Source organism: Vibrio sp. 10N.247.311.13 (assembly GCF_041467595.1).
GTDB lineage: Bacteria > Pseudomonadota > Gammaproteobacteria > Enterobacterales > Vibrionaceae > Vibrio > Vibrio crassostreae_C.
Genome location: NZ_JBFSUX010000008.1, coordinates 22,126 through 48,404 on the forward strand (window position 1 = coordinate 22,126; position 26,279 = coordinate 48,404).

The window sequence follows — 26,279 nt, forward strand, 5'->3', positions numbered from 1 at the left end:
ATAGTAACACTAAGCCTTACTTAGCAAAGTTTACAATCGGGAAGCACGGGAAGAAACCGTTGTCAGCACAGTTGATCAGACCAACTTGTACGCCTTCGATTTTGTTGGTTTTGTTGAAGATACCAACCTGAACCGTAGACACTTCTGAAAGGTTCGCAGCGCCAACATCAACCATAGTGTTACCTTCTGAGTAGTTGACGAAACTCACGTTCGCGCCTTTCACATCATTAGTAATGTTCACAGCACCAAGGTTAACACCTGTTGTTTTACCCGTGTTCCAGTTGAAGAAACCTAGAGATGCACCGGTCATTTCTTGGTTCACTTTTGATGCACCCAAAATACCCAGGTTCACACCTGTGGTCGTTTGCGTCTCAGACATACCAACAACAGCAAGATCAAGACCTTTAAGGTCGTTCACTTGTCCGTGAAGTAAAGCCAAGCGCACACCGCCAACAGCATCTGAGTCAGGTGCGTTGAAGCCATTGATCGTTGAAAACATAACAGGCGAAGAGGCAAATGCCGCCGGTGCCATTACTGCTGCAGACACAGCAAGTACAGAAAGTAGTTTTTTCATTGGGGAGTCTCCACTGACTTATTGTTCACTTGATTAATCCATTTTTAATCAAGCATTTATTGTCCTTTATTCAACAGCTACCCATGTTAAATCAATGTAATAACTGTACTGTTGAATATAAGCCGCTAAATCATAAAGAGCAATGGTTAAGAGCAGATGCGGGATTCGAGTGAACGAGATGCGAAAAGCAAAAAAAACAGAGACCGAAACCTCCGCTCTAACGCTTATTATTCCAAACAAAAATCTAGGCGAGAAAATCAACATGTTTCACAAGCTTATAGCCCACACACTTATTGCCGCATCTAAAGCGATGTCATCCTAAAAAATTTATTGATAAAAGCTCAACAGACCTCAGGTATTCAAAAACTAATGTTCGTAAAATTCTGAAAATAAACTAAATTCTAATATAGGAATAGAACGATATGAAACAGTGGGAATAGCATGATTAAGGAACCTACGAATAAACAGACCATTAAAGCGATTATTTCGCGTGGTTTTTTGGCTATCGTGTTATTTTTAGGCCTCTATATCTATGTTAGCCATGCTCTGAAGAACAAAGAGCAGGACATGATTAATCTCCAGCTCAGTCTTTCTGAAGCTTATAGCGTTATGCTCTCTGTCAGACGACAAGAGCAGCAGTTTGTTTCCACAAGGCAACCAGAGATTCAAGAACAACTCAATATAAAGCGAAGTCAGCTGATCGAAAAGCTGGCTGAGATCGATGGGAAAATCGTACGAAGCGACCTCAATATTTCTTTTAATTATGCCAAAGTTGTCGAGTATCTCGACGAATACCACACCGCCTTTACATTATTAGCCCTTGAGTTAGTCAGCATACATGGCAAGAGGGACCAAATTGGGCTCATTGAGAAACTAAAAAATGCAGCGTTGACACTTGAGCGCTTCGTACATGAATCCAATAATGTGCAGCTTGAAGAATTGACTTTAGAAACACAAGATCTCATGTATCAGTTCTTTACCGATTTTGATCAGACAACATTAGATAAGATTGTCGATTCATTGTTCAAAATCCAAGATGAAATAGAACAGAATTCCCGAACGATCAGTGCATTAGCTTCGTTTAATAATTTTAAACGCCACTTTTGGCGATTGCAGCGAGGGTTAAAGAGTGTCGGGTACAGCTCTGATAGCGGCCTCAAAGGAGAACTCACCAGCAGTATTTATCATGTTGAAGATGAGCTCAACTTACTTTTCACCGAAACACCCAAGCAGATCGCAGAGAGCCTGACGCAGATAAAGTCGTACAGCTACTTATCGACAGCCGCATTAGGAGGGGTGACGTTACTGGTGCTGCTTTATGTTGTGTGGCGTGCCAGTCAACTTGAAACTCAATTGATTGTTTCACAAGAGAAAGCACGACAAGCAAACCGCGCAAAAAGTGCCTTTCTTGCCAATATGTCTCATGAGATACGGACACCGCTTAATGGCGTGATTGGTATGTCAGAAATACTTGCAGAAACCAAACTATCCGCAGAACAGAAAGACTGCCTTGGGACTATCTATACCTCTTCTCAAACCTTACTTATGTTGATCAACGATGTTCTCGATCTGTCCAAAATTGAATCGGGTAAACTGGAAATTAATCCACATACGACAGACTTAAGAGAGCTGCTGTTTGATAGCGTGACTCTGATTTCTTCTAAAGCTTATCAAAAGCAGATTAAGTTGGAAGTTGAAATTGATGGCGAGCTCCCAGAGTACATTCATGTTGATGAGAATAAAATTCGCCAAGTGTTGATGAATTTAGCCTCAAATGCGATCAAATTTACAGAACAAGGCTCTATCGTATTCACCGCTAAACGGCTTCCATCATTGGAAACAGAGTGTGTGGTCGAGTTTTCTGTTCGAGATACGGGTATTGGTATCGCAGCAGACCAACAAGAGCACATTTTCAAAGCGTTTTGCCAAGAAGATACCAACATCACCTCCAATATTGCGGGGACCGGATTAGGGCTTAGTATTTCGTCACGTATGGTGGAAATGATGGGAGGCTCGATAAACGTTGAGTCAGAGAAGGACGTGGGCAGTTGCTTTCATTTCCAATTAACCGTAGTGCCATCAGATCATTCTGAACATAAAAATCGTAAACAAACCGTTGTCTATTATTCAGATGCGCCATCGAAACTTTTACTCGATGACTTGTTCCGCCTTGGTTACTCACCACAACTAAAATCAATCGAAACAAACTTGGCGGCAACTGACCTCCCAGAGATCGCTTTGATGGAAGATATTAACCAAGCCAAAACACTGCATCGCTTAGCACCAGAGGTGAAAATCATCATAGTGAAAGATAATCTTAGTGATCCTATGAGTGAGTGTCATTTTATCTCAGGCTATGTGACTCTTCCTATGCTCGGTTCCCGCTTAAGTAGCATGTTGAACTCCGTGCTTGAAAGGTCACAGCCACAACCCCCTCAACATCAACCTGAGCCGATAGAAGCGACTGTACGTCAAAAAGTCCTCGTAGTTGAAGATAACCGCGTAAACCAAAAGGTGGTATGTATCAATTTAGATAAGTTAGGGATTGAATATTGGGTTGCCAATGATGGACAAGAAGCGATTGATTTATATAAAGGGCATCATCAAGACATCGGCCTTATCTTGATGGACTGCATGATGCCGAATGTAGATGGCTTTGAGGCAACAGAGCGAATCAGGCGCTATGAAGAAAACCTGCAACTTCAGGCAACACATATCCTCGCTTTAACGGCATCCGTGCTCGATGATGATATTAAACGTTGCTTCGAGTGTGGAATGAACGATTATCTTCCAAAACCATTTAAGCGTGACATGATGCTGCAAAAAATTGATGAACAACAGTTTACGCACAAGGCAGGCTGACCAAGGAGCTTTGGAAAAAAGGGTGATGGTGAAGCTGAAATACAGATACGGGATGCGAATAAATAAGGCTTAAGAGCAAAAAAACGGAGACCGAAGTCTCCGTTTTCTAAAGCTTATGTGTGACTTTCTCTGCTATAGAGAAAGGGGGATGATTACATCATGCCACCCATACCACCCATACCGCCCATGCCACCCATATCAGGCATTGCAGGGCCAGAATCTTGTGGCTTATCAGTGATCATCGCTTCTGTTGTGATCATAAGACCAGCAACTGACGCTGCGAACTGAAGTGCAGAGCGAGTTACCTTAGTTGGATCTAGGATACCCATTGCAATCATGTCGCCGTATTCGCCAGTCGCCGCGTTGTAACCGTAGTTACCTTCGCCAGCACGAACGTTGTTAGCAACAACAGATTCTTCATCACCTGCGTTCTTCGTGATTTGACGGATAGGCGCTTCCATTGCACGTAGTGCAACACGGATACCGACGTTTTGCTCTTCGTTGTCGCCTTCAAGGCCAGCAACTTTAGATGCAGCGCGGATAAGTGCAACACCACCACCAGCAACCACACCCTCTTCAACGGCAGCGCGAGTTGCGTGAAGTGCATCTTCAACGCGGTCTTTCTTCTCTTTCATCTCAACTTCAGTTGCAGCGCCTACTTTGATTACTGCAACACCGCCAGCTAGCTTAGCTACGCGCTCTTGAAGTTTCTCTTTGTCGTAGTCAGACGTTGCATCTTCGATTTGTTGACGGATTTGAGAAACACGACCTTGGATCATTGTTTCTTCGCCCGCGCCATCGATGATGGTTGAGTTTTCTTTAGTGATAGTTACACGCTTAGCTTGACCTAGGTCTTCTAGCGTTACTTTCTCTAGGTCTAGGCCGATCTCTTCAGAGATAACCGTACCGCCCGTTAGGATAGCGATATCTTGTAGCATAGACTTACGACGGTCACCGAAACCAGGCGCCTTAACAGCCGCTACTTTCACGATGCCACGCATGTTGTTCACAACAAGTGTTGCTAGCGCTTCGCCTTCTACATCTTCAGCGATGATAAGAAGTGGACGAGATGCCTTAGCAACTGCTTCTAGAGTCGGAAGAAGTTCACGGATGTTCGAAACTTTCTTGTCGATAAGAAGAATGAATGGGCTTTCTAGATCAACAGAACCCGCTTCTTGGTTGTTGATGAAGTAAGGAGATAGGTAACCACGGTCGAACTGCATACCTTCAACTACGTCTAGCTCGTCTTGTAGAGCCTGACCTTCTTCAACCGTGATTACGCCATCACGACCTACTTTTTCCATCGCTTCAGCAATGATGTTACCTACTGTCGAATCAGAGTTCGCAGAGATAGTACCTACTTGCGCGATAGCTTTTGTATCTGCACATGGAACAGAAAGGCCTTTTAGCTCTTCAACTGCAGCGATAACTGCTTTGTCGATACCGCGCTTAAGATCCATTGGATTCATGCCAGCAGCAACGGCTTTTAAGCCTTCAGTGATGATTGCTTGAGCAAGAACTGTTGCTGTAGTCGTACCGTCGCCCGCCGCGTCATTCGCTTGCGAAGCCACTTCTTTAACCATTTGCGCGCCCATGTTTTGGAACTTGTCTTCAAGTTCGATTTCACGTGCAACTGAAACACCATCTTTAGTGATCGTTGGTGCGCCAAATGATTTGTCTAGAACAACGTTACGGCCTTTAGGACCTAGCGTTACTTTTACTGCGTCAGCCAGAACGTTTACACCTTCTAGCATTTTAATACGTGCGTCATTACCAAATTTAACGTCTTTAGCAGCCATCTTAATTTCCTTTCAAATTCTTTGTTTCGGGGCGTCTCAGCGTTATCGCGTCATTCTGAACGGTGAGGGACGAACGTGATTCAGAATCTACTCAAATCGCACTCTGTTTAGATTCCAGATAATTCGTTCCTCATTTCTGGAATGACGATATGAATCATCCAATACTGGCTCTGATAACTTTTACTGAGAGTTAAATGAAAAATAGATTACTCGACGATCGCCATGATGTCGTTTTCAGACATAATCAGAACTTCTTTGCCGTCGATTTTTTCAGTTTTCGTGCCGTAACCTTCAGCAAAGATAACGGTATCGCCAACTTTTACGTCCAACGGTTGCACTGAACCGTTTTCTAGAATGCGGCCTTTGCCGACAGCTAGAATGATACCGCGAGTCGATTTTTCTGCGGCAGAACCAGTTAGAACGATGCCACCAGCAGATTTAGATTCAACTTCTTGGCGCTCAACGATAACTCGGTCATGTAGAGGACGGATATTCATCGGTCTTATCTCCTGATAATTTCCATTTAAATTTTGATAGTTGCCACGATTAGCGTGGGTCAAACAATATGTTGGGGGCGATGTGAAAGATCCCAAGGGGGGAACGAAAAAATTGTGAGCTAAAGTGCAGATTCTCACCCCTCATCTTTCCCTGCTTTTCGTTTACTCGTATCCCGCATCTGTTTATCCTACGCTTTTGGTTTCTATCGGCGTTTTGCATGCAAGATAAGCACGGGCTATTAACTGCCCCAATTGAGAGTACATTGCGTACCATGACCATACCGACCATATTCGGTATGGTGGCGATCTTGATGTTTAACCTCGTCGATACTTTCTTCATCTCATTGCTTGGCACCCAAGCCTTAGCCGCGGTGAGTTTTACCTTTCCAGTCACCTTTGCCATCAACTGCATCACCATGGGGATTGGTATTGGCTTATCGACATGTATCGGTCGATTGCTTGGCCAAGGCAGCGCACAAAATGCAGCACGCTTTACCTGTCATGGCTTATTGCTGGCTCTGCTTCTGGTCGGCTGCGCGTCTACATTAGGTATTATCGCCTTAGAACCTATGTTTACCCTGCTAGGAGCAAAGCAAGAGTTGTTGCCGCTGATATCGGAATACATGTCGGTGTGGTATCTCGCGATCCCATTGTTGGTCATCCCCATGGCAGGCAACAGCGCGATTCGAGCGACCGGTGATACGAAAACACCCGCCAAGATCATGCTTCTGGCTGGCCTTATCAATGGCGTTTTAGATCCGCTACTCATCTTCGGGTATGGGCCTTTTCCTGAACTGGGGATTCAAGGCGCTGCGATTGCCAGTGGTTTCAGTTGGTTTGGTGCGTTGTGTGGCTCACTCTACGTATTGATGGTGCGAGAAAAACTGCTTGCGCCGCCTAAGCTGACAAACATCGTCAGTGACTGGCGACAGATCTTAAAAATAGGCACCCCAGCGGCTTTGTCTAACGCTCTGAACCCACTTGCCGGCGCTATCATCATGATGATGCTGGCCAAACAAGGGACTGAAGCCGTGGCGGCGTATGGCGCAGCGCAACGTATCGAGTCCATTCTTATCATTGTGTTGATGTCTCTTACTTCGGCGCTTACGCCTTTCATGGCGCAGAACTTTGGCGCAAACAACCCACAACGCAGTTTTAAGGCACTGTTTCTGAGTATGCGTTTTGCTGTGATGTTCCAAGGTTTGATTTTCTTAATGATGGTGCCGTTGAGCATTCCTTTGGCTGCCCTGTTCTCTCAAGAAGAATCCGTCCGAGGCATATTGTGGCATTACCTGTTAGTCGTGCCCTTTAGCTATGGATTCCAAGGCATTGTGATGATGCTGATCAGTGGGATGAATGCCATGCATCAACCACTCAAAGCCTTTCAATGGAGCTTCATGCGTTTGTTTGTGTTTACCTTGCCCTTTGCGTGGATAGGCAGCCAAATTGATGGTGTCGAAGGGTTGTTTATTGGTTTAGCCTTGGGGAACATCATGGGTGGTATTTCAGGGTATTGCTTTGCACTTCGTGTGAGGGCTAAAGCAGATGCGGGATACGAAGAGGGATAGTACAAACCAAAAACTGAAAGACAAACGCTGACTACGCAGCGCTTAGTCCATCTTCGTTATATTTATGTCGCTAGAGCAAAGTTGATCGTATTTACCTTCGCTAGATTAACGTTCTGTTTTGCTTGCCACAGATCATAGTGATCCTGCATTGTTAACCAACTCTCCGGGGTTCTACCCAGTGACTTAGAAAGACGTAAAGCCATTTCAGGAGAAACTGCACTTTGGCCTTTAAGAACACGATTCAGCGTAGAAGGGGATACATCAAGCTGCTTTGCAACAAAACGACAGCTATAACCAAACGGTTCCATATATAGGTCATAAATAAACTCACCTGGGTGAGGAGGGTTGTGCATACTCATTAGTGATAATCCTCATAATTTAAAATATAGGCATTACCATCAATAAATTCGAAAGTAATACGCCAATTACCATTTACTGTGATTGACCAAATACCATCTCTATCCCCTTTTAATGGGTGAAGCTTAAAGCCAGGTAGATCAACATCATCAATAATGGTTGCAGTATCTATAGCTGCCAACTGCATCCTAAGCTTACGCTCATGCTTAGCTTGAATACCGGCTTTACTGCCAGTCTCAAAAAACTTTTTGAGACCTTTATGCTTGAATGTTTTAATCATACAGAGAGTGTAGCGTGTTGCGCATCATGAATCAAATTTCAAGCAGCTTAAGAGCAGATGCGAGATTCGGGTAAACGGGATGCGAAGAGCCTCAAAAACAGATACGAGATTCGAAGAGCTTGAGAGCAGAAAAAGACTAAAAGAAGGAAGATGACATGGAAGACACCACTTACAAAATGTTCTATGACGCACCAATTGGCAAGATGATCATTGTGAGCAATGGTGTGTCGCTTATTGAAATTGACCATGTAAATCACGAAGAGCTAATGACTAGCAATCCAGATGACCTTTGCCAACTGGCAGCGAAACAGTTAGATGAGTACTTCGCAGGTCAACGAATAGAATTCGATTTGCCATTAAGAGCGATAAAAGGCACTGAGTTTCAAAAAGTAGCTTGGCAGGCTTTAACAACCATTCCTTATGGCGAAACCATCAGTTACGGTGAACAAGCAAAGAGAATGGACAACCCAAAAGCAGTAAGAGCTGTGGGTGGTGCAAATGGCAAGAACCCATTTAGTATTGTTGTACCTTGCCATCGAGTCATCGGCGCAAATGGCACATTAACCGGCTACACCGGCGGCATGAACCGCAAAGAGTGGTTACTGGATTTTGAGCGTTCGGTTGTAGATAGAACGCAATAAGCCTTACCTCGCTAGATCAATAATATAAAGTTTCACCATCAAGAAGCGCCATTATCACCAGACAACATATAGTCTATATTTAAAATTTCATACAAAGAGGTGATGGTAATGTCCACTGATACGATTGAATCTTATGAAGATCGAAAGCGTAGAGATGGAGCTATAGCGCTAATGAAACTATTATCGTTTTCTATTGATGATAAAAAACATGACCGAGTCAATTCAGGTACTCAGATTCGAGATAAACTGGCAAAACGTAAACAATCGGTTCAAGAATCAACATCACCGTTACGCTGATAATAATACGTTCGGTTACTTTAGTTTAATCCCATAAGTGTCAATATGGGCAAGTAGCTCATTCGATGTAATTCTATGTTTAACGAGCAAGTCAACCTTGAACGGAAGCGACGACTGTTCTAAACGATCTTGCAAGCCTGCGACGACACTTAACGAAATACCGTGCCCCTCGATAACAATATCGATGTCGGAGTTATCTTTATAAGTTCCAAGGGCTCTAGAACCGAATACCCAGGCATGAATGACTGAGACATGGTTCAAAACAATATCCTCAATCAGCTGATACTGATGAGGCTTAAGGCCGACCGAGTCTGGTTTACCCAAATAACTATCGATCACATTTAACCTCTTGTTCGCATTGACCCTCTTGATCACATTTAAGCTTTAAATAGAGTGTGACTTGCCCTATCACTGGTGAAAATGACTCTAAGATCAGTGACTGAGCTTCAAGGACATTTTCCTCATCATAGGTGTAGGACAATAAATTTCGTTTTATGAGTGCTTCAAGCATAATCTCACACTGCTCCGAAGACAGGTGCTTAGCTTCTAAGGCCGTACGAAAAACGCTCCTCGGCGAAGCCACATCAAACCCTTCAAACTCAAGTAAGTCTTTAAGGGTCTTCCATGTCAGTTCGAAAGAAAATTCAAAAGTTTGTACTAACCCAGCGAGCTCTAACTCATTGTAGCTATCTTGTGAGCACGCTCTCTCAAGCCTTTGCTGCGCTTTCATTAAGTTTTGCAGTCGTTGCTTCCAGCGGTCTGGGTTTGAGTTCATATAAACAGCCTAGAGATAAGGTAAAAGATAAGTATAGTATGAGCCTTAAGCTACCTAATCATTCAAGCAATGTCACTCTTTCGATATTTATCAAGGCCGTTCTTTTCGTCTTTTGTTTAAGGTCGTGCCCTTATGTTCTACCCTGCATGTTTTTCTTACCCAATTCCTGCCCTTAAGCTCTTCGTATCCCGTTTACTCGCATCCCGCATCTATACTCAAATTCCAGATACAAAAAAACGGCCACACTCACGCGTAGCCGTTCTAGTATTCGATGAAAGTTAAGTGATTACTTAACGATCACATCGCCTGACATCTCAGCAGGGATTGCGATACCAGACAAAGAAAGCATCGTTGGTGCAAGGTCAGACAGCTTACCGCCCTCTTTGAATTCAACGTCTTTGCTGCCCACGTAGATAAGTGGAACAGGTAGGTTAGTGTGCGCCGTGTGGATGCCACCCGTTTCTGGGTTTACCATCATTTCCGCGTTACCGTGGTCAGCTGTGATTAGCAGTTGGCCGTCCGCTTCTTTGATTGCTTCAACCACTTTACCAAGACATTCGTCTAGCGACTCTACCGCTTTAACTGCTGCATCGTAAACGCCAGTGTGGCCAACCATGTCACAGTTAGGGAAGTTACAAACGATAGCGTCGTATTTGCCGCCTTTGATTGCGGCAACAAGCTTTTCAGTTAGCTCTGGTGCGCTCATTTCTGGCTGTAGGTCGTAAGTTGCTACTTTTGGAGAAGCAACAAGTTGACGCTCTTCGCCTTCAAACTCGTCTTCGATACCACCATTGAAGAAGAAAGTAACGTGCGCGTATTTCTCTGTTTCAGAGATACGTAGCTGCGTTTTACCTTGCTTCGATAGCCATTCACCGTAAGTGTTCTCTAGAGAAGCCGGTGGGAATGCACATAGAAGCGGGATGTCTGCTGCGTATTGAGTCAGCATCACAAAGTCGATCGCTGGGAATACGTTACGCTCAAAACCGTCGAAGTTAGGCACGAATGCACGTGTGATTTCACGAGCACGGTCGGCACGGTAGTTCATGAAGATAACCGCATCGCCATCTACGATAGCGGCAGACTCTTCGCCTTCTGCTTTGATTTCAGTCGCTTTTACAAACTCATCGTTTTCATCACGAGCGTAAGCCGCTTCTAGGCCAGCAACCGCTGTATCAAACGTGAATTCTGCTTTTGCTTGAGTCAGCAGGTCGTAAGACTCTTGAACGCGATCCCAGTTGTTATCACGGTCCATTGCGTAGTAACGACCAATAAGCGAAGCCACACGGCCTTTACCTAGCTTAGCGAACAGTTCTTGGAAGCGTGCCAGTGTGTTTTCTGCGCTACGTGGCGGCGTATCACGGCCGTCTAGGAATGCGTGTAGGTAGATTTTCTCTGCGCCACGCTCTGCTGCCATTTCAACAGCTGCGTAGATGTGATCTTCATGAGAGTGAACGCCACCTGGAGACATAAGGCCCATGATGTGAACCGCTTTCTCAGCTTTCACCGCTTTATCGATAGCGTTCACTAGCGTTTCAGTTTGGCCGAACTCACCATCTGAAATTGACTTAGTAATACGAGTAAGATCTTGGTATACCACGCGACCCGCACCAATGTTGGTGTGACCCACTTCAGAGTTACCCATTTGGCCATCAGGTAGGCCTACATCTAAGCCAGAAGCCGAGATTAGCGTGTTAGGTTGGTTAGCAATAAGACCGTCTAAAACTGGAGTCTTAGCGTTCGCGATAGCGTTGTCTTGGTTGTCTTCACGGTAACCGTAACCGTCAAGGATCACTAGAGCCATTGGCTTCTTAGCTGACATAGGACTGACCTCGTTCAATTCAAAATAAATCGGTATAAAAACAAATTAGCGTAATTTTACTACAGTTTACAGTCAAAACTGTAGCGGAAGATCAAGAAAGGGCGCAGGTAGGATGATCGAATGTGAAAAAAAGCGTCATTTTAGAAGGGAGTAAAGTAGGGATATGAATACTTATATCCCCACCATCCATATTGAAAAAGCGGAACAACGGTAGCCTCACGGCTCTTCAGTTTAGAAGATTAATCTCAGTGTCATGCTCTTCATCATCGTCCTGTGATTTTAGATCATGCACTGCTGGTTGCTCTATCACTGTGGTTTTGTTGGTAACATATTGAAAGCTAAAATCATCCCACAATATTTGATCCAAACTTTCTTCAATTTCTTGATTAGATGAAATATCTATTATCATGATTACTGCCTCATATCGCTATTAAAGCTCATAGTAATTATGGACAATAAACAGAACACCTTCGAAAGAATTGTGTAAAAAACACGCTAACGGAAGGTCATAATTCAAATAACCGAACCCAATATCGGTTCTAGGCTCTAGGCTCTAGAAGGAGCTCTTCTTGGTTCTGAGCAGCATTCCAAACCAAATCCCCTATCCCATCTGTCGGCTTAAACCCGGTTGGTGCATCGAGAAGAAGCTGGCGAATCGCATCATGTTGTAGGTTATGACAAGCAAAATCCAAAGATTCAAGTAGCGTGTCATATTCATTAATCGGTAAGAACACTTCTTGTGCCGTCATGATTCGCTCATGAGCGGTTGGGGATACATTATCGCCAATCAATAACTCTTCATAGAGCTTCTCACCAGGGCGCAGGCCGGAGAACTGGATTTCAATATCACCATGAGGGTTCTCTTCATTCTTAACAGAAAGGCCTGAAAGGTTGATCAAGTTTGCTGCAAGGTCTGTGATTTTGACCGATTCGCCCATATCAAGAACAAACACATCACCGCCTTTACCCATAGCGCCCGCCTGAATAACCAGCTGCGCCGCTTCAGGGATGGTCATAAAGAAACGGGTAATATCGCGGTGGGTAACAGTAAGTGGGCCACCGGCTTTAATCTGCCTTTTAAACAGAGGAATAACCGAGCCAGACGAGCCAAGTACATTGCCAAAACGAACCATACAGAAACGTGTGCCGTGCTCTTTTTGGTTCTCTTGCTCAGCTAAAGCTTGCAGGCCTAATTCCGCCATACGCTTGGTGGTGCCCATCACGTTAGTTGGGCGTACCGCTTTGTCTGTCGAGATAAGCACGAAAGACTCAACACCCGCTTCAATAGCGGCTTTAGCCGTATAGTAAGTGCCGTACACATTGTTACGTACGCCTTCTATCACGTTGTACTCGACTAGAGGAACGTGTTTATAAGCCGCAGCATGATAAACCGTCTGCACACCAAAAGATTGCATTGAGGTTAACAAGCGATGCGAACGCTGCACCGAGCCTAGTAGAGGCACGATTTCAACATCGTAACCTTTGGTTTCTTTCACTAAAGAAAGCTCACGATCAATTTGGTACAAGCCAAACTCAGAGACTTCAAACAACACTAATGTTTTAGGTTGTTGTTTGAGGATTTGACGACAAAGTTCAGAACCAATAGAGCCGCCAGCACCGGTCACCATCACCACTTTATCTTTGATGTCAGCTTCCATCAGAGCTTGCTGAGGCGCAACCGCATCGCGACCTAACAAATCTTCGATAGGTACATCGGTCAGCTCATCAATTTTCGCTTTGCCAGACACAATATCCGCCATTTCAGGAACGGTTTGAATCTCAACGGGCAGCTGCGCCAGCAAATCCAATACTTGCTTACGGCGTGCACGAGAAGCACTTGGTATCGCGAGTAATATTTTGGAAATATCATATTTATCGATCAAGGCTTGAGTCTTGCCTAAACCGACAACAGGTAACCCCAAGATCACCGTGTTAGTGAGGGTGCTATCGTCGTCAATAAATGCTCTGACTCGATAATCTTCGGAAGCACGAAGTGCCACCGCAAGCTGCCGACCACCCGAGCCCGCACCATAAATCAACACTTCTTGACGTGAGTCTTTCGAAGGTGACGTAGTGGCAACAAGATTACGAACCACAAGACGAGAACCACCGCATAATAGCGCTAAGTAAGCACCATAGATGATAGGCACCGTACGAGGGATTGGCTCTTGCAGGTAATAGGCGAATACGGCCAAAGATACTGCCGACAATATTGCGCCTGCCGTTACCACAAACAGTGCTTGAAAAGTTAGGTAGCGGAGTATGGCACGATACAGTCCAACTTTTGTAAAAATGAGGACCGTTGTTATTACCGTTAAGCCCATCAATAACAAGCTATCGCCGTCATTCAAAAGTGTTACATCACCTAACCTTGTCCACAAAGCAATATGCAGAGCAATTAAGATGAGCAAAGAGTCGATGAGGACACTCACTACCCGCTTGTGTAAGCGAGAAAGTTGCCAGATAAAATTGAGACGTTGCATAATAATATTCTTATTTATTTTAATTTAATAAGCCACAGAGACTGCATAAGTGGGAAGTACTGAATATGGCTGAAGTTCGCTAGGAGAGCTTACAAACGACAATCCGAAATTTACTTCGATCTTAGTTTTGTTATTGGTAAAAAAACCCCAATTGTTTAAAAAACTTTAGCCTATTGGGGTATTTTAGACCAACGAAGAAGAGAGTTTACACGAACAACGCTCTCATGCCTGATACTCTCAAATCACTAAGCCAATGATTAGAAGAGCAAGGGTATAAAAGAGAAGGACTCGTTCTAAGAATGGGGATTATTTAACTGCATCACCAGAGCCACTGCCAGTCGCTGTCATCAAGATATACTTGAAGTAATCTTTCAAGGTCAGCGTATCTATCATGCGCTTATCCGTTTTAGCCAATAACTCTGGTGTAGACATATCAATATTTTGAACTTGAGCTAAACCGGTTACACCTGGTAAAACATCATACACGCCTTGTGCGTCTCGCTCTCTGATCAACTCTTCTTGGTTAAATAGGTTGGGGCGAGGACCAACTAAACTCATTTCACCTTTCACAACATTTATTAATTGCGGTAGCTCATCAATTTTAGTTTTACGCAAAAAGCCACCAAGCCTTGTGATTGAAGCATCGCTCGCTAAATGACTTGCCACCGATTTTGTTTCAACACTCATAGTACGAAACTTTATAAGCTTAAATGGTTTTTTGTTGCGCCCTACACGTTCTTGAACAAAGATTGGTGAACCTGTATCAAACATGCCGATAATGGTTACAACAACAAGAACTGGCCATAGGAACAATAAACCAAAGAAAGAAGCTAGAAAGTCGATTAAACGGATCATGTTACTTATTACCTTGTTTATTTAAAATGTAGTCTGCTGTTTCTTTAAAACCATCTTGTAAAGACTGAGGTGGTGTCCAATCTAATGTTTTTTTTGTATGGGATATGTCTACTTGTAAAGAACCAATAAGACGATCAACTACATCTTCTTTTTTAAGCAACTTACCAACAAACTTGTAACACCAAGCAGGGATAGGTAATTGAAAATTTGTCTTACCACAAGCAACTGACATTTGTCGTACCATTTCAGATGTAGAAACATCGTGATCATCTGAAACTAGAAACACTTGATTCTTAGCTTTAGGATGATCGATACAGGTAACAATTAAATCAACTAAATTGGTTACAGACACTAAACTGCGCTTATTTAAACTGATTAAACCAAATGGCAAAGGATAGCCTTTAGAAACCAAGTTCATTAAAGAAGCAAAGTTAGCTTTGACACCAACACCATATACTAACGGTGGACGAATAATAACAACTTCCATTCCAACTTCTTTGCTCAGGGTAAACAACTGCTCTTCAGCCTCAGTTTTGGACATGCCATATGCGTCCTCTGGAATTGGTTTATCCAAAGCACTATAAGCTTGTTTTTCAGTTGTGCTCTCGCCATTTACTTTAATAGAACTCACAAAAACAAAACGCTTTACACCAGCTGCCGCAGCTTGTCTCGCTAGGTTAAGCGTGCCAGCAGTATTTATTAGTCTAAATTCTTCCAACGGATTTTCTGCCGTGTCACTCATAACATGGACACGGGCAGCAATGTGTACAACAACGTCAACACTCTGTAGCACCGATGAATAGTCTGAATGAGGATCGATACTTGCTTTTAAGTATCGATGACACTTGGGAGGTGTGGATCGCCCAAGCAAATTAACGTTTTCTAATGTGCCTAGGGCATTTAATAAGTGACCACCCACAAACCCTGAGTAGCCAGTAATTAAAATCTTACTCATGATAACTACCCTAATTCAACAATCGAGTTACTCATATCCTTCATTATGTTCGCTCTGGTATATTTTCCAATGAAAGCGCTTCTATCTGTGTGCACCAGTTCTAGTTTATTCAACGCATCCATTGCGCCTTTATGATCTCCGGGATAAAACACTTCAGCATTAGAAATTTCTGATTTTATAAATTCCGCAGCATACCCAGAAACCCCAGCTAAAATAGGTTTACCCGTTGCGGCATACTCAAATATCTTCGAGGGAAGCACTTTCTCAAATGCGGGGTAATCATTTAAATGCAAAAAGAGAATATCTGCATCTAAGTACTCTTCAATTAACTTCTGCCTGTTTACCGGCGGCAACAGTTCTAAGTTTGTTAAGCCAGAGATACTGTCAACTAATTGCTGCTTTCGACCACCATCTCCAATAACACTAATTTGAATATCTTTGTATACTGAGTTGGCAAATTCAGGGAGAATCGTATGCAACCCTTGTCCTTCGCCAATATTCCCTGCGTATACAAGACGCTTAGAACCGTCTTGAAGAGCGGCTTCATTATCAGGAGTAGGTAAATTCAAAAACTCACCATCAATACCATTTGTAAACCAAGAATAATTAGCCTTTGAGTAGCATGCCTTAAAATATCCTTCAAATCCTTTAGAAACGAGGTTAATATGATTTGCCGAAGAAAATGTATATTTTTCAATTGCAGAAAGTATCGGTTTCAGCACCCAAACAACCTTGGGAGACAACACATCTTTAATCGTATCAACAAAAATATCACGTATATCTAAATACAATGGAGCCTTCTTGCTTTTAGCCACTCGAGCACCTAAAAACGCAGTAAACAACCGCGAACTCGTTGCAAAAACCACATCATAAGATTCTCTTTTCACCAACTTTTGTACCTGTTGATAAAATGTTTTGAAAGATTTAATTTGGTCTAACATACCACTTTCATGTGATGGAAGATCAATACGTCGTATCCTAACGTTGCCGTCAACTTCTTCCCTTTTTGCATCTTCGTTAAAACTGGCATACCTATTGGGCATTGTTGTTACAACATCAACATCAACGCCGGCTTGCTGCTTCAATTGCTCAACCAAAGCAGTTGTTCTAAACGAGCCAGCACACAGGTCCGGTTTAAAGTAAAATGATAAAACCAGTATTTTCACGAATCCCTCTTAATCTGTTTAATTTCTGTTCTTAAGTGACCACTAGCAAACGCTATTTCAATTTTCTTATTTTCGATAGTTTTGCCAAATTCAGGGTGCCAAGAGCTGTCTTTAATAACTAAGGGCTCAGAGCTAATAAATACACAGAGTAAGTTATTACCATGCATTATTTTAAGTTCACTCTCTGAAAGTTTTATAACATCCACCTCAGGATGGAGATGCAGATGAAAACAAGCAGGAGCCTCTTTTGACAACGTATCATTGATCACCAAACTATCGGGTGCAAAATCTAAAGCTCTAGTATGTGTAACTTTTGGGCTTTGCTGCATGTACCCATTATGGCTGGCTACAAGCTGCACTTGCTGTCCCGCATTGCTGACTTTAACCAGCTCCGCATAAGCACGCTTTGCTACTCTGAATCCAGACCAAACCTGTGATGAATCCATACCTGCGACCGAAACCGTATTGTGAGCCGCTGTTTGTCGCTGCCTGACGCGTTCCACGCTGGTACCATATAAGGAAGTGCCAGAGTTGACGAAAACCCGCTGCTTGCCCATAGATAACTCAAAACTCAAAGTATCAGCATGTGCATGACCGGGCAAATAATCAGGACCTACATTTGCGTGGTCGAATATAACCGCATAATCTGCAAACGAAACACGACTATAGCCGCTATTTTTGTTTGTGATCAATTGCTGTTCAGCCTGAGTGCATTTCAGCCCTAAGGAGTGTGCATAAGCAAAAATTTGCTGCGGAGGCATTGCGATCCCAATGGCCGCATCATTAAAAAAGCTCACTTCGCCGTCATCATGCACCATAGATAGCAGCCAAAACAAAGCTTTTTCTGCAATTTTTGTCCACTTGGGTAGGCATTCTGTTAACTCTCTACACTGGCTCGTGTTAGCCAAGTCAATCAGTTCAAGTAAATCCCATAATAAGATCTCGTGATACATTGGAGAAAGTTCAAAATGCGCGCCATCTTCCAAGAATTGCTCATCCAATTCTTCATTGAGCAATTTGATACCGAGCGAGAGCAATTGCATAGAGTTTTCTCCTTGCAAATACGCACCGACAAAAGTTAGTGCCTTTGCATTAGCAAACAGATGGTTACCAAGAATATGGTACTCCAACTGCTGAGTCAGCGCATTTGCTTGCTCGCTCATACTCTTGAGATACTTTGGTGGCACTTCAGTTTGAACGCTACACCACTTAACCCAATTCACTAATCGCAGTGAAATCGGGTATGGCTCCCAACCATTTCCATGGCAAGCTGGATTGTCTTCAATCCATTTATCAACAAACTGATGATGCAGTTGACACCTATCCAGGCCATTTCGAGCACTCAAGTCATCAAAGTAGTGCAAGTTGTATAACCATAGCTTAGGTTTACTGTTACAATTCCAATCAGCAGAGCATGTAACCTTGCCCTTTTGATTTAAAAACAGAACTTTAGTCTCGCTAAAGATGCTTTGCTTGTTCAGTAATGGGCCCCGCCACTGCCATGAAGCACTATGTGGTTGACCGCACTCTACTGGCTTGGGTTTTCGAAATTTGTAATAAGCTCTGTAATATACTTGTTTAAACCTAAGGTACCTCACCGTATTTAACAGTTTAAGTAAACTATCAATTGTTCTTATCATATTAAATAACTTGTTCGCTAAGATTATAAAGGTTTTCACCATCAATGGAAGAAACCTCAAAATTCAAGTCTATATTTTGAGGTAATAGCCACTAACTTCTGAAGCAACTCCTTTCTCACGATTTAGATGGAGATTGCTGTGGGTTTTCTATTCTTAGCCTATAACAGACCAAAAATTCTAGCGGCTTAACTATATACTCCATTAACATTCCATCTCGATGTGACAATATTGCCGATGGCATTAGGATGATTTCAAGCTACTGTGTTTGTGTTACCTATTGAGTTAGTCACGCAGCTATAAACCCAAACAATCGAAACCTTTTGACGACTAGTTCTTAATTATACTAACGCACGGAACAAGAAATAACCGTAAGGATTGCCACCGACAATACTAGGACAACTAAATCAGAAAGCAATATCTAACTCTAATTTTTAACTTTGAAGCTCAACGACTTCATTGGAGCGTTCTTACCTGCGTTCAATACTAAAGATTTACTAAAGTTCGGCTAGCACAAGAATCTCATTGAATGATATAAAAACCAATTCGCGAATATTGTCCGACTATAGATGTATTACATTACAAAATGTGGTCATATTTCACCTGGGACATTATAATCCCATTACTAACTGAAAAGCCATTAGAATCATTCAATTACAAAACAAATCTCAGAAATACGGTTCTAATGCTAACTTTTATTATTACCGTTTAGTTTAAACATTCTTTAAACCCAATAAACTTTATACGATTTTTTTAAAATCAGGTAAAGGTTTCCAGGTGATATCATGCTTAAATGTTCATTCTTTACAAATTCATTGCTATTATAACAACACCGGAGTATAGATTGTTTAACAAGCACACTTTAATTATTAGAAAAATTAAATATTCAACCTTAAAAATCTAATTAAACATCACCTCTCAGTTTCAGGGACGTTGTGAGACATAATTTTAAAGTATTCCCACTTGATATCGGAGTCTATATAAGTATCACAATCCTAGTCTAACCATCCGAACTCCAATTTTATCGAAATAAATTAGCTCAACATCTATAATTAGTTTAAATAAAATTGCGATTTCAAGAAAATTTTAAACCTGTGCATTTGATAATTAACAGGTTTCATTACCAATATAATCATGGGTTGAAAAACTTAGGTACAACGTCAATCAAAACTCATCACCTTATTAATCTTAACTCGGAGTACAAATGTAAGAAAATAAAACACCCCAAATTTTAGTCGAATGAAAAATGCCCCATATACCAAGCATCAGAACGTTCCTGTTTCGATCGAGCCTCTTAAAAAGCTAAACTCCATAGAAGAACCTCTCCCCCTCCCATAAATACCATTATCATTTCCACGCCAAACCAAAGTGATCATCCGATATCAAAGATGGCAAAAATCATCTTTTTAAAATCTTATACAAATATTTATCGGGATAACATAATAAAGGAATAAATAGATAACTAAAAATCTCACAACATAATTCTTGATGAAACAACCATTTTAGATTCTGAAAACTACGATAAATCAACCTGGCTTTACTTTATGAAATATAGCAAAGAAAAATAAATATATTATCCATATTGAACTTTACTATATAACTGGATAATAATTTAAAATATTATTACATACAATTAATTTACTAGCTAACTATTTAAAAACCACACCATAGTTACTCATTTCAAGCTACTAAGCCATTCATCATAGTTAATTTTTAATTGCAACTTTCCTGAAACTGTTCTTATAGGACCACTCAATATAAAAAACTCAAAAGATACATTTACATTATTTGCATCAAATAATTTTCTGGCATCAGCAGTCGAAAGCTTTGTGTTTGGACAGTATAAAATAACAGCCTCTCCGGGTTTTTTCTGAGCAATCTGGATATTTGAAACATAATTAAAAATCTCATGATGGCGACCAAATATAAGTCCTGTAAGTGGGATCTTCTTATTATTTACATCTAATATATACTCACCACTTCGACCATCCTTCATTACAAAAGAATCTAACACACCATTTTCAAACTCTTCAGATGTAACAGTATCCCCTGTATCATATCTTATTAAAGGTGTCGCAAAAGAATTATAAGACGTCCCAACCAAATTGCTGTTATTTAATTCAGCAAATCCGTAACTTTGGAAAACCTTATATTTAAATTTAGAAACTTCATAAGCCATCACACACCTTTCTGTATGCCCATAAAATGCCTGAGTTTTGATTCCAAAAACTGATTCAATCTTATTTCGATAACGATCATGAGGAAACTCTGAACTTAAAAATGCACCACGTAATGTAGAAGAAAGCAATTTCTTTAACCTAGGGGATTTTTCACAGTAGCATGCAAATTCATACAATGTACTTGGGTAACCATGAAGAAATGAAACCTTATTACTTTCGATATATTCATAAAGTTTTTCTTCAATTTTATTAAAATCAGAGTATATATCAGCTACGAGAGAATGCCTGATAAGATCATAATCAACAAAATTTAGGACACTACTCCTTCCATAGAAATTTAATTTAAGCATATCCGGTTTGAAACCGATCTTCCCCCACATCTCATGTATATGTGCCCACTCATGACCGATTGCATCTGGTGAAGTGTAAAACTTAAATGGTGCTCCTGAACTCCCCCCGGTATTAGACAAAACCCTACCCTTAACTTTATAACTGATCTCATCTGTCGAGTAGTGGCTTAAGATACTTTTGGATACAAAAGGAATTTTTTCCAGGTCAGAAAAACTCTTTAAAAGCTTAATATCAAATTCACAATCATCGTAATATTTTTTGTAAAAAACAGTATTAACATATGCATGCTCAACTAATTTTTTCACTCTGCGAAATATATATTCTTGTTTATCACCAACAGAGTTATACTTAAATTTTTCTATAATCTCTTGAGAATTTGAATAGCTTCCTCCTATCCCTGGGCGATATTGATATGGAATCTTAGCAAGGTACTGACCAACACTAACTCCCAAAGGAAGCTTGTTGAGATTATTCTTTAAAAAAAAAGTTACTGACACTAATTAACTCCTAAACTATACAATAAGCTATAATCAAAAATAAGCAGGGACTTGTCTATAAACCCTGAAAACTAAACATAACATTCCTATGAGCTATTTTATTAAATCACCAAACTCTACTATCTACTTTATGATGTCATCTTATAAACGATAAAAATGGAAACGAAATCCAAAAATGGTAGATAAAACTATAACAACGTTGTCTTGGCAGTTATAGAAAAAGTCAATGGAATAACATCTTCCCATTCACATCTCATTTTCTCGTGAAGAAATTAATTGAATGTATTGAGGCACTAGATACCAAGTAATTACCTATAGTTCAACGGCCATAAGGACTGTTAAATTTATTGGTGATGGTTATAATTTTCGCTTATAAAGCTTTGCTCTCAACAAATAAAGTGTGTGACAAATTTAATATGTCTTTTCCTCCAAAAACTGTATCTTGCATCCTTTCACAAAGTTCATTTAATAATTCAGTATTATCCAGAAACGTTTTAAGTTCTGACACATTTTTCGCAAATGCCCTTTCTGACTTGATTAAATTTATATACCCATATTTAACTGAATGGTCAAAATCTGAAAACACGCAATAAAGAGAAGGAACTCCTAAAGCTAGTGCTTCTACTCCGATAGCTGAAGTTCTAGTAATACAAATATCAGTCATTTCTATAGCTCTTCTAACCGGTCCATTTTTCAGAAAAGCGAATAACCCTAAGGCCTCTTCACCTAGACAAAGATAATTACTCTCGTTATCTCGAGGATGTAACTTGACGACAAGTGAACTATCGTTACTTTTGCACCAATTGAGCAAAAATCTAATTATAACCAAATTTATTTCAAACTCATAAGGTTGTGTGAAAAAGGCTATTTTTTTTATTTTTTTTATTCTAGCCAGCCCTTTTAGTTTAAAGGGACAGCCTTCATAGAGTAACTTCCCCGTATTATTGAATCCCCTAGCATCCAAGTTATAAGATATTTTAGAATCACAATAAAAATCGCTTACAGGAAAAACATATGATTTATTTGCATCTAGGTTCGCTGTTTGAATTGTAGATACGGGAATACCTAACGCATCAGCCATACTTTTTTCAAAAATAGCATAACGTCCTTTAAGAGAGAAATTTAATATTTTCTTACAGTTTTGGGGTAATGTTTTCCTAAGATTTGATGAGTACGCGCCCTCATAAAGAAACCATCTCGACTCTTCGTTTATTGAACGTGAGCTAAAAGAGTAATTGAAGTGAGGAAAAGTGTATACGCTATCTTCCGAGAAAGCCTTACCATTAAAAACTAAAAATTTGAATACGTTAACTAATGTATGACGTACTGATGGAAGATGTAGCCTTATATTATTTGGCATAATTGAAATTACGTCAATCAATTGTTCTAACCGGCCTAGCCTACCTTGAGGAATGAGAACTAAATCTACACCGACATCAGGAGAACAACCTGCCAAATCACTTGCATACTGTATTTGGAGATGAGTTCTAGCTATAAACACATCCCCCTTAAAAGTATCTTTTTTATTAATAGTTTCTATGTTTTTCAATCTCAATCTCAATCTCAATCTCAATCTCAATAGTTTAACAATGAAATTAAAATAAAAAGTAACCTCTATAATTTTAACAATCGATAGTCTAAGGAGTCCGTAGCATAATATATCACGACGCCTATAACGAAAGGTCACTTTAGACGATTCAAAATCTAGACCTTTTATTGCATTTCCTATGTATGCACCTAGTAGTAAAGAGGATCCAAAAGGAGACTCTATTGTTTTGTATCCTACTAATGGGATTTTCTTTGAAGTATATTTAGCGCAATATACATATATTCTTCCACCAAGTTTAATTGCTGTTGTTACTAGCCTTAAGCAGGCAAAAAGTGGTTCGAGCATAGAACCTACGAGTCCATCCAAGAATGGAATGTTATTTTTCACCCCCTCGAGGTGAGATTTATCTTTCACTTGCTTAAAAAAATGTGACAGATCATCACTAACTTCATTGCCCATTGATGATAAAGATTCACCACGCTCCCTTAATTCATCATCCAGCGTAATATTATCCAAATAAAACAATTTAGATCCGGATTTCAGATCTATTAGTACTTGTCTCTTTTGACTACAATCTAATTCACTCAGAACAAGGACAATATTATTCATAATAGTTTACATCCTAAATTAAAATATCACAGAATATCGAAACGTGTTAAAACAACACCAGAAATAAATAACAGTATTAATGTAACAACAAACAGAACTTTACTCAATAATTTATATTTATTTGATGAGATGAAATATATAACATGAAAAAAATTCAAAACAACTAGAGGTATTATCAACGAAATAAACACACCAAGCATTTTAAATTCAGGTATAAAGTAATAATTGAAAGAAAGACTTATAATTGACACGAACAAATAAAAAAACATTTGAACCAATGTTTTCTTATAATAATTAAATAGTATATTAGTACTAATGGCTGTGATTGATGACAAATAGTTCACGATCATAAGTATAGCGACAAAAATAAGAGTTTGATTGTGATCGTAATTATAATACCAAACCAAAAACTCAGATAAAGCTAAGAACAAGATGATGCTAGCTATTAAATAAAATACCATTATTTTTATCGAAATATTCGACACTTGTTCATCTAACCCATTTTTTAATTTCCTATAAATTATAGGGGTTAGTAGCACAGAAGCAGCTTGTGTAAATATAAAGTAAACCATACAGAATCTCTGTATTATAGAATAGAGACCTATTTCAGCAAGAGGTATTTCATTCACCATAAATAGTCTATTTGACCAGGACATAACCCATGCAGCTATAAGAGTAGGGACAAATGGCAATGAATATGACAACATTTCTTTTATCAGTTTAAAATCTGAAGAGATAAGTAAACGTGGTCTGTTTATAAGAATTGATGTTAAAATTAACAACAACCCTACAAAAAAGTGAGATATAGGGAATACATCGACACTGTTCCCTAAAACTAGTATTGATATATATACTGCAATAAATAATAAAGACGTTTTAAATATTGATAAAATTAAGTACTTACTTGCTTCACCTGTAAATTGGTATTTAACTAACGTTATAGAAGAAAGGATGTAGCCCAACGAAGAAACATATAACATAGAATATTGCTTGTAATCAATATTTATTATACTTAGTAAGTCAAAATAAAAATTAGTAAAAGTAGAAATCAAAAACAATAATAGTGATGAAATAATCACAACACCTGATGCAATTGAGATTATATAATCGCCATCATCGATATAAAATCTAGAAGCAGAACGCCCTACAGCTAATCCAATCGTCGCTTGGAGGAAGAAAAGGCAAGCTTCAAAGGTTGCAATTTTTGCATATAACTCATTACCCAAATAAGAAGATAACATTAATAAGGTAGCAAACGAGATTATTTGCGGAACCCCTATAGCGAGGCCATATGAAAGAAACCCTTTATTCACAATTTTAAGAGCCCCACTTTGTATCGTCATCAATCATATCCGTCAATACATTGTATACTTTTTGGGCAACAACCTGATGCCCAAATAAAGAAAGATGATGGTTGTCTAGCAAATATAGGTTTTCTACGTTAACTTTATGATAAAGATCTTCGAGGAATATACAACCAGAAATACTCTTTAATATTTGATTATATTCATTGATTCTCTGTTCAATTAATGGGTTAGAATCCATATAATCTAAATTGCTCGGCCCTATTGGAATAAATACTAACTTTGATTCCCTGAAACCATCACGGAAATATTCTAAGTTTCTCTTAAAATCAATTTTATTTACATAAGAAATATTACGAAACTTAACAATTTTTTTATAGTTCTTTTTCACAATGTACTTCGTTACTTTTCCTAATATAGGTAACTTTGAAAGGATCAGAGACTCTTTTTTTGTTAATGCTCGAGAATAGCAGTCTACAATACCGACCTGAATAAATATTACATCAGGTTGGAATGCCTTTATATGTTTATCACGAATCCTTGCTAGAGAATTAGTATCTAGCCCAGGCTTTGCATCAAAAAATAGATTTATATTTTTTGATAATCTATTTTTTCTGATTAATGAAGATACTTTATATGGCCATATATCCACCCCTCTAGCAGTATCCGGATCTTCTCTTGGATAGCCAAGAGAATCAGTTAAAAATAACACATTCACTATAAATATTACCTTTCAAATAGTTAAAAGTTTAGTCACATGATTTTAAAAATATGGAGCACTCATAAAGATTAATGGGAATTTAATTTTTCTGTTTTTCATGTAATAAACGAGATATGTTAAAATCTGTAAAGCGAAGGTATTGATATATACCTAATTATCTTTCTCAAGTACTTGATAAACCTTCGTTCGGTTTCCAAACTATTCGCGTTACCTCTTTAGCGTCTTGCGACTGAAAGGACTTTTCGAAACACTAAATGAAATATATTGCACTCGATAACAACTGAAAAAATAAGTAACAACTTCATGTATGTGATGTAACTCCAACACTTTTAGGTTTGTAGCTTAGTCGATAGTCTTATAAATGCAGTTTAAATATTGATAAATAACAAGTAATACATTCATTTTTTCAAAGCGATATCCATGCAGATATCAACCATACTTGGGCTACAATCAACTATCTTTAGTAATTAAGGGAATGATGGTATCGCCAGAGATATAGCTGA

General features: G+C 39.9%; 22 protein-coding genes. 4 read left to right on the forward strand and 18 right to left on the reverse strand.

Annotated features, from left to right (window positions below; genetic code table 11):
• Nucleotides 1–16: 16 nt before the first annotated feature.
• Nucleotides 17–574 (reverse strand): VC2662 family protein, encoded by a 558-nt coding sequence (locus tag AB6E52_RS05250; protein WP_017061293.1) that lies wholly within the window; start codon nt 572–574, stop codon nt 17–19.
• Between the two features lie 441 nt (nt 575–1,015).
• On the opposite strand from AB6E52_RS05250, the gene AB6E52_RS05255 reads away from it, so the two are divergent.
• Nucleotides 1,016–3,436, forward strand: coding sequence for an ATP-binding protein (locus tag AB6E52_RS05255; RefSeq protein ID WP_102320024.1), 2,421 nt, complete (start codon nt 1,016–1,018; stop codon nt 3,434–3,436).
• Nucleotides 3,437–3,588: 152 nt separating this feature from the next.
• Here AB6E52_RS05255 and groL read toward each other — a convergent pair whose 3' ends face one another.
• The gene (gene groL, locus AB6E52_RS05260; protein ID WP_017061290.1) at nt 3,589–5,235 is read right to left on the reverse strand and encodes a chaperonin GroEL; all 1,647 of its coding nucleotides are present in this window, start codon (nt 5,233–5,235) and stop codon (nt 3,589–3,591) included.
• 206 nt (nt 5,236–5,441) lie between these two features.
• Nucleotides 5,442–5,732 carry a co-chaperone GroES gene (locus AB6E52_RS05265; protein WP_010433998.1) on the reverse strand — a complete coding sequence of 97 codons (291 nt, stop codon included), beginning with the start codon at nt 5,730–5,732 and terminating at the stop codon, nt 5,442–5,444.
• Nucleotides 5,733–5,950: 218 nt separating this feature from the next.
• Here AB6E52_RS05265 and AB6E52_RS05270 point away from each other — a divergent pair, with 218 nt between their 5' ends.
• The gene (locus tag AB6E52_RS05270; protein WP_102320023.1) at nt 5,951–7,300 is read left to right on the forward strand and encodes an MATE family efflux transporter; all 1,350 of its coding nucleotides are present in this window, start codon (nt 5,951–5,953) and stop codon (nt 7,298–7,300) included.
• A gap of 62 nt (nt 7,301–7,362) precedes the next feature.
• On the opposite strand, the gene AB6E52_RS05275 is transcribed toward AB6E52_RS05270, so the two are convergent.
• A complete protein-coding gene (locus AB6E52_RS05275) occupies nt 7,363–7,659 on the reverse strand; it encodes a HigA family addiction module antitoxin (protein WP_017067998.1) in 297 nt (98 codons plus the stop codon).
• Nucleotides 7,659–7,937 carry a type II toxin-antitoxin system RelE/ParE family toxin gene (locus AB6E52_RS05280; protein ID WP_017067997.1) on the reverse strand — a complete coding sequence of 93 codons (279 nt, stop codon included), beginning with the start codon at nt 7,935–7,937 and terminating at the stop codon, nt 7,659–7,661. Before AB6E52_RS05280 ends, AB6E52_RS05275 begins: the two co-directional genes overlap by 1 nt.
• Nucleotides 7,938–8,092: 155 nt before the next feature.
• On the opposite strand from AB6E52_RS05280, the gene AB6E52_RS05285 reads away from it, so the two are divergent.
• Nucleotides 8,093–8,578, forward strand: coding sequence for a methylated-DNA--[protein]-cysteine S-methyltransferase (locus AB6E52_RS05285; protein ID WP_102320022.1), 486 nt, complete (start codon nt 8,093–8,095; stop codon nt 8,576–8,578).
• A 108-nt stretch (nt 8,579–8,686) separates the two neighbouring features.
• Complete coding sequence (locus tag AB6E52_RS05290) at nt 8,687–8,875, forward strand: hypothetical protein (RefSeq protein WP_017063158.1); 189 nt, start codon at nt 8,687–8,689, stop codon at nt 8,873–8,875.
• Nucleotides 8,876–8,890: 15 nt separating this feature from the next.
• Here the strand turns inward: AB6E52_RS05290 and AB6E52_RS05295 are convergent, their stop codons facing one another.
• From AB6E52_RS05295 to AB6E52_RS05355, 13 genes are all read right to left on the reverse strand, one after another.
• Nucleotides 8,891–9,214 (reverse strand): nucleotidyltransferase family protein, encoded by a 324-nt coding sequence (locus AB6E52_RS05295; protein ID WP_102320021.1) that lies wholly within the window; start codon nt 9,212–9,214, stop codon nt 8,891–8,893.
• Nucleotides 9,204–9,650: an HI0074 family nucleotidyltransferase substrate-binding subunit gene (locus AB6E52_RS05300; RefSeq protein WP_102320020.1), complete on the reverse strand. Its 447-nt coding sequence runs from the start codon at nt 9,648–9,650 to the stop codon at nt 9,204–9,206. The genes AB6E52_RS05295 and AB6E52_RS05300 overlap by 11 nt, the downstream gene beginning before the upstream one ends.
• A 286-nt stretch (nt 9,651–9,936) precedes the next feature.
• Entirely contained in the window at nt 9,937–11,469 is a 1,533-nt protein-coding gene (gpmM, locus tag AB6E52_RS05305; RefSeq protein ID WP_102320019.1) for a 2,3-bisphosphoglycerate-independent phosphoglycerate mutase, read from the reverse strand.
• A 226-nt stretch (nt 11,470–11,695) separates the two neighbouring features.
• The gene (locus tag AB6E52_RS05310) at nt 11,696–11,878 is read right to left on the reverse strand and encodes a hypothetical protein (RefSeq protein ID WP_017063154.1); all 183 of its coding nucleotides are present in this window, start codon (nt 11,876–11,878) and stop codon (nt 11,696–11,698) included.
• A 130-nt stretch (nt 11,879–12,008) separates the two neighbouring features.
• Nucleotides 12,009–13,952 (reverse strand): nucleoside-diphosphate sugar epimerase/dehydratase, encoded by a 1,944-nt coding sequence (locus tag AB6E52_RS05315; protein ID WP_102320018.1) that lies wholly within the window; start codon nt 13,950–13,952, stop codon nt 12,009–12,011.
• A gap of 306 nt (nt 13,953–14,258) precedes the next feature.
• Complete coding sequence (locus AB6E52_RS05320) at nt 14,259–14,807, reverse strand: sugar transferase (protein ID WP_102320017.1); 549 nt, start codon at nt 14,805–14,807, stop codon at nt 14,259–14,261.
• Between the two features lies 1 nt (nt 14,808).
• Complete coding sequence (locus AB6E52_RS05325) at nt 14,809–15,762, reverse strand: SDR family oxidoreductase (protein WP_102320016.1); 954 nt, start codon at nt 15,760–15,762, stop codon at nt 14,809–14,811.
• Nucleotides 15,763–15,767: 5 nt separating this feature from the next.
• Nucleotides 15,768–16,928 (reverse strand): glycosyltransferase family 4 protein, encoded by a 1,161-nt coding sequence (locus tag AB6E52_RS05330; protein WP_102320015.1) that lies wholly within the window; start codon nt 16,926–16,928, stop codon nt 15,768–15,770.
• On the reverse strand, nt 16,925–18,610 hold the full coding sequence (locus AB6E52_RS05335) for a heparinase II/III family protein (protein ID WP_372189945.1): 1,686 nt from the start codon (nt 18,608–18,610) through the stop codon (nt 16,925–16,927). Before AB6E52_RS05335 ends, AB6E52_RS05330 begins: the two co-directional genes overlap by 4 nt.
• A 1,630-nt stretch (nt 18,611–20,240) precedes the next feature.
• The gene (locus tag AB6E52_RS05340; protein WP_102320623.1) at nt 20,241–21,593 is read right to left on the reverse strand and encodes a hypothetical protein; all 1,353 of its coding nucleotides are present in this window, start codon (nt 21,591–21,593) and stop codon (nt 20,241–20,243) included.
• A gap of 370 nt (nt 21,594–21,963) precedes the next feature.
• The gene (locus AB6E52_RS05345) at nt 21,964–23,751 is read right to left on the reverse strand and encodes a hypothetical protein (protein WP_102320624.1); all 1,788 of its coding nucleotides are present in this window, start codon (nt 23,749–23,751) and stop codon (nt 21,964–21,966) included.
• A gap of 26 nt (nt 23,752–23,777) precedes the next feature.
• On the reverse strand, nt 23,778–25,094 hold the full coding sequence (locus AB6E52_RS05350) for a lipopolysaccharide biosynthesis protein (protein WP_102320625.1): 1,317 nt from the start codon (nt 25,092–25,094) through the stop codon (nt 23,778–23,780).
• Nucleotides 25,069–25,773: an SGNH/GDSL hydrolase family protein gene (locus tag AB6E52_RS05355; protein ID WP_102320626.1), complete on the reverse strand. Its 705-nt coding sequence runs from the start codon at nt 25,771–25,773 to the stop codon at nt 25,069–25,071. Before AB6E52_RS05355 ends, AB6E52_RS05350 begins: the two co-directional genes overlap by 26 nt.
• Nucleotides 25,774–26,279 lie beyond the last annotated feature (506 nt).

What these genes read in the sequence shown, in the direction of transcription:
- AB6E52_RS05320 (WP_102320017.1), bottom strand. Translation starts at nt 14,807, where the DNA reads ATGATCCGTTTAATCGACTTTCTAGCTTCTTTCTTTGGTTTATTGTTC.
- AB6E52_RS05315 (WP_102320018.1), bottom strand. Translation starts at nt 13,952, where the DNA reads ATGCAACGTCTCAATTTTATCTGGCAACTTTCTCGCTTACACAAGCGG.
- AB6E52_RS05280 (WP_017067997.1), bottom strand. Translation starts at nt 7,937, where the DNA reads ATGATTAAAACATTCAAGCATAAAGGTCTCAAAAAGTTTTTTGAGACT.
- AB6E52_RS05285 (WP_102320022.1), top strand. Translation starts at nt 8,093, where the DNA reads ATGGAAGACACCACTTACAAAATGTTCTATGACGCACCAATTGGCAAG.
- AB6E52_RS05275 (WP_017067998.1), bottom strand. Translation starts at nt 7,659, where the DNA reads ATGAGTATGCACAACCCTCCTCACCCAGGTGAGTTTATTTATGACCTA.
- AB6E52_RS05265 (WP_010433998.1), bottom strand. Translation starts at nt 5,732, where the DNA reads ATGAATATCCGTCCTCTACATGACCGAGTTATCGTTGAGCGCCAAGAA.
- AB6E52_RS05300 (WP_102320020.1), bottom strand. Translation starts at nt 9,650, where the DNA reads ATGAACTCAAACCCAGACCGCTGGAAGCAACGACTGCAAAACTTAATG.
- AB6E52_RS05290 (WP_017063158.1), top strand. Translation starts at nt 8,687, where the DNA reads ATGTCCACTGATACGATTGAATCTTATGAAGATCGAAAGCGTAGAGAT.
- AB6E52_RS05335 (WP_372189945.1), bottom strand. Translation starts at nt 18,610, where the DNA reads ATGGTGAAAACCTTTATAATCTTAGCGAACAAGTTATTTAATATGATA.
- AB6E52_RS05310 (WP_017063154.1), bottom strand. Translation starts at nt 11,878, where the DNA reads ATGATAATAGATATTTCATCTAATCAAGAAATTGAAGAAAGTTTGGAT.
- AB6E52_RS05255 (WP_102320024.1), top strand. Translation starts at nt 1,016, where the DNA reads ATGATTAAGGAACCTACGAATAAACAGACCATTAAAGCGATTATTTCG.
- AB6E52_RS05250 (WP_017061293.1), bottom strand. Translation starts at nt 574, where the DNA reads ATGAAAAAACTACTTTCTGTACTTGCTGTGTCTGCAGCAGTAATGGCA.
- AB6E52_RS05325 (WP_102320016.1), bottom strand. Translation starts at nt 15,762, where the DNA reads ATGAGTAAGATTTTAATTACTGGCTACTCAGGGTTTGTGGGTGGTCAC.
- AB6E52_RS05345 (WP_102320624.1), bottom strand. Translation starts at nt 23,751, where the DNA reads ATGAATAATATTGTCCTTGTTCTGAGTGAATTAGATTGTAGTCAAAAG.
- groL (WP_017061290.1), bottom strand. Translation starts at nt 5,235, where the DNA reads ATGGCTGCTAAAGACGTTAAATTTGGTAATGACGCACGTATTAAAATG.
- AB6E52_RS05270 (WP_102320023.1), top strand. Translation starts at nt 5,951, where the DNA reads ATGCAAGATAAGCACGGGCTATTAACTGCCCCAATTGAGAGTACATTG.
- AB6E52_RS05350 (WP_102320625.1), bottom strand. Translation starts at nt 25,094, where the DNA reads ATGACGATACAAAGTGGGGCTCTTAAAATTGTGAATAAAGGGTTTCTT.
- gpmM (WP_102320019.1), bottom strand. Translation starts at nt 11,469, where the DNA reads ATGTCAGCTAAGAAGCCAATGGCTCTAGTGATCCTTGACGGTTACGGT.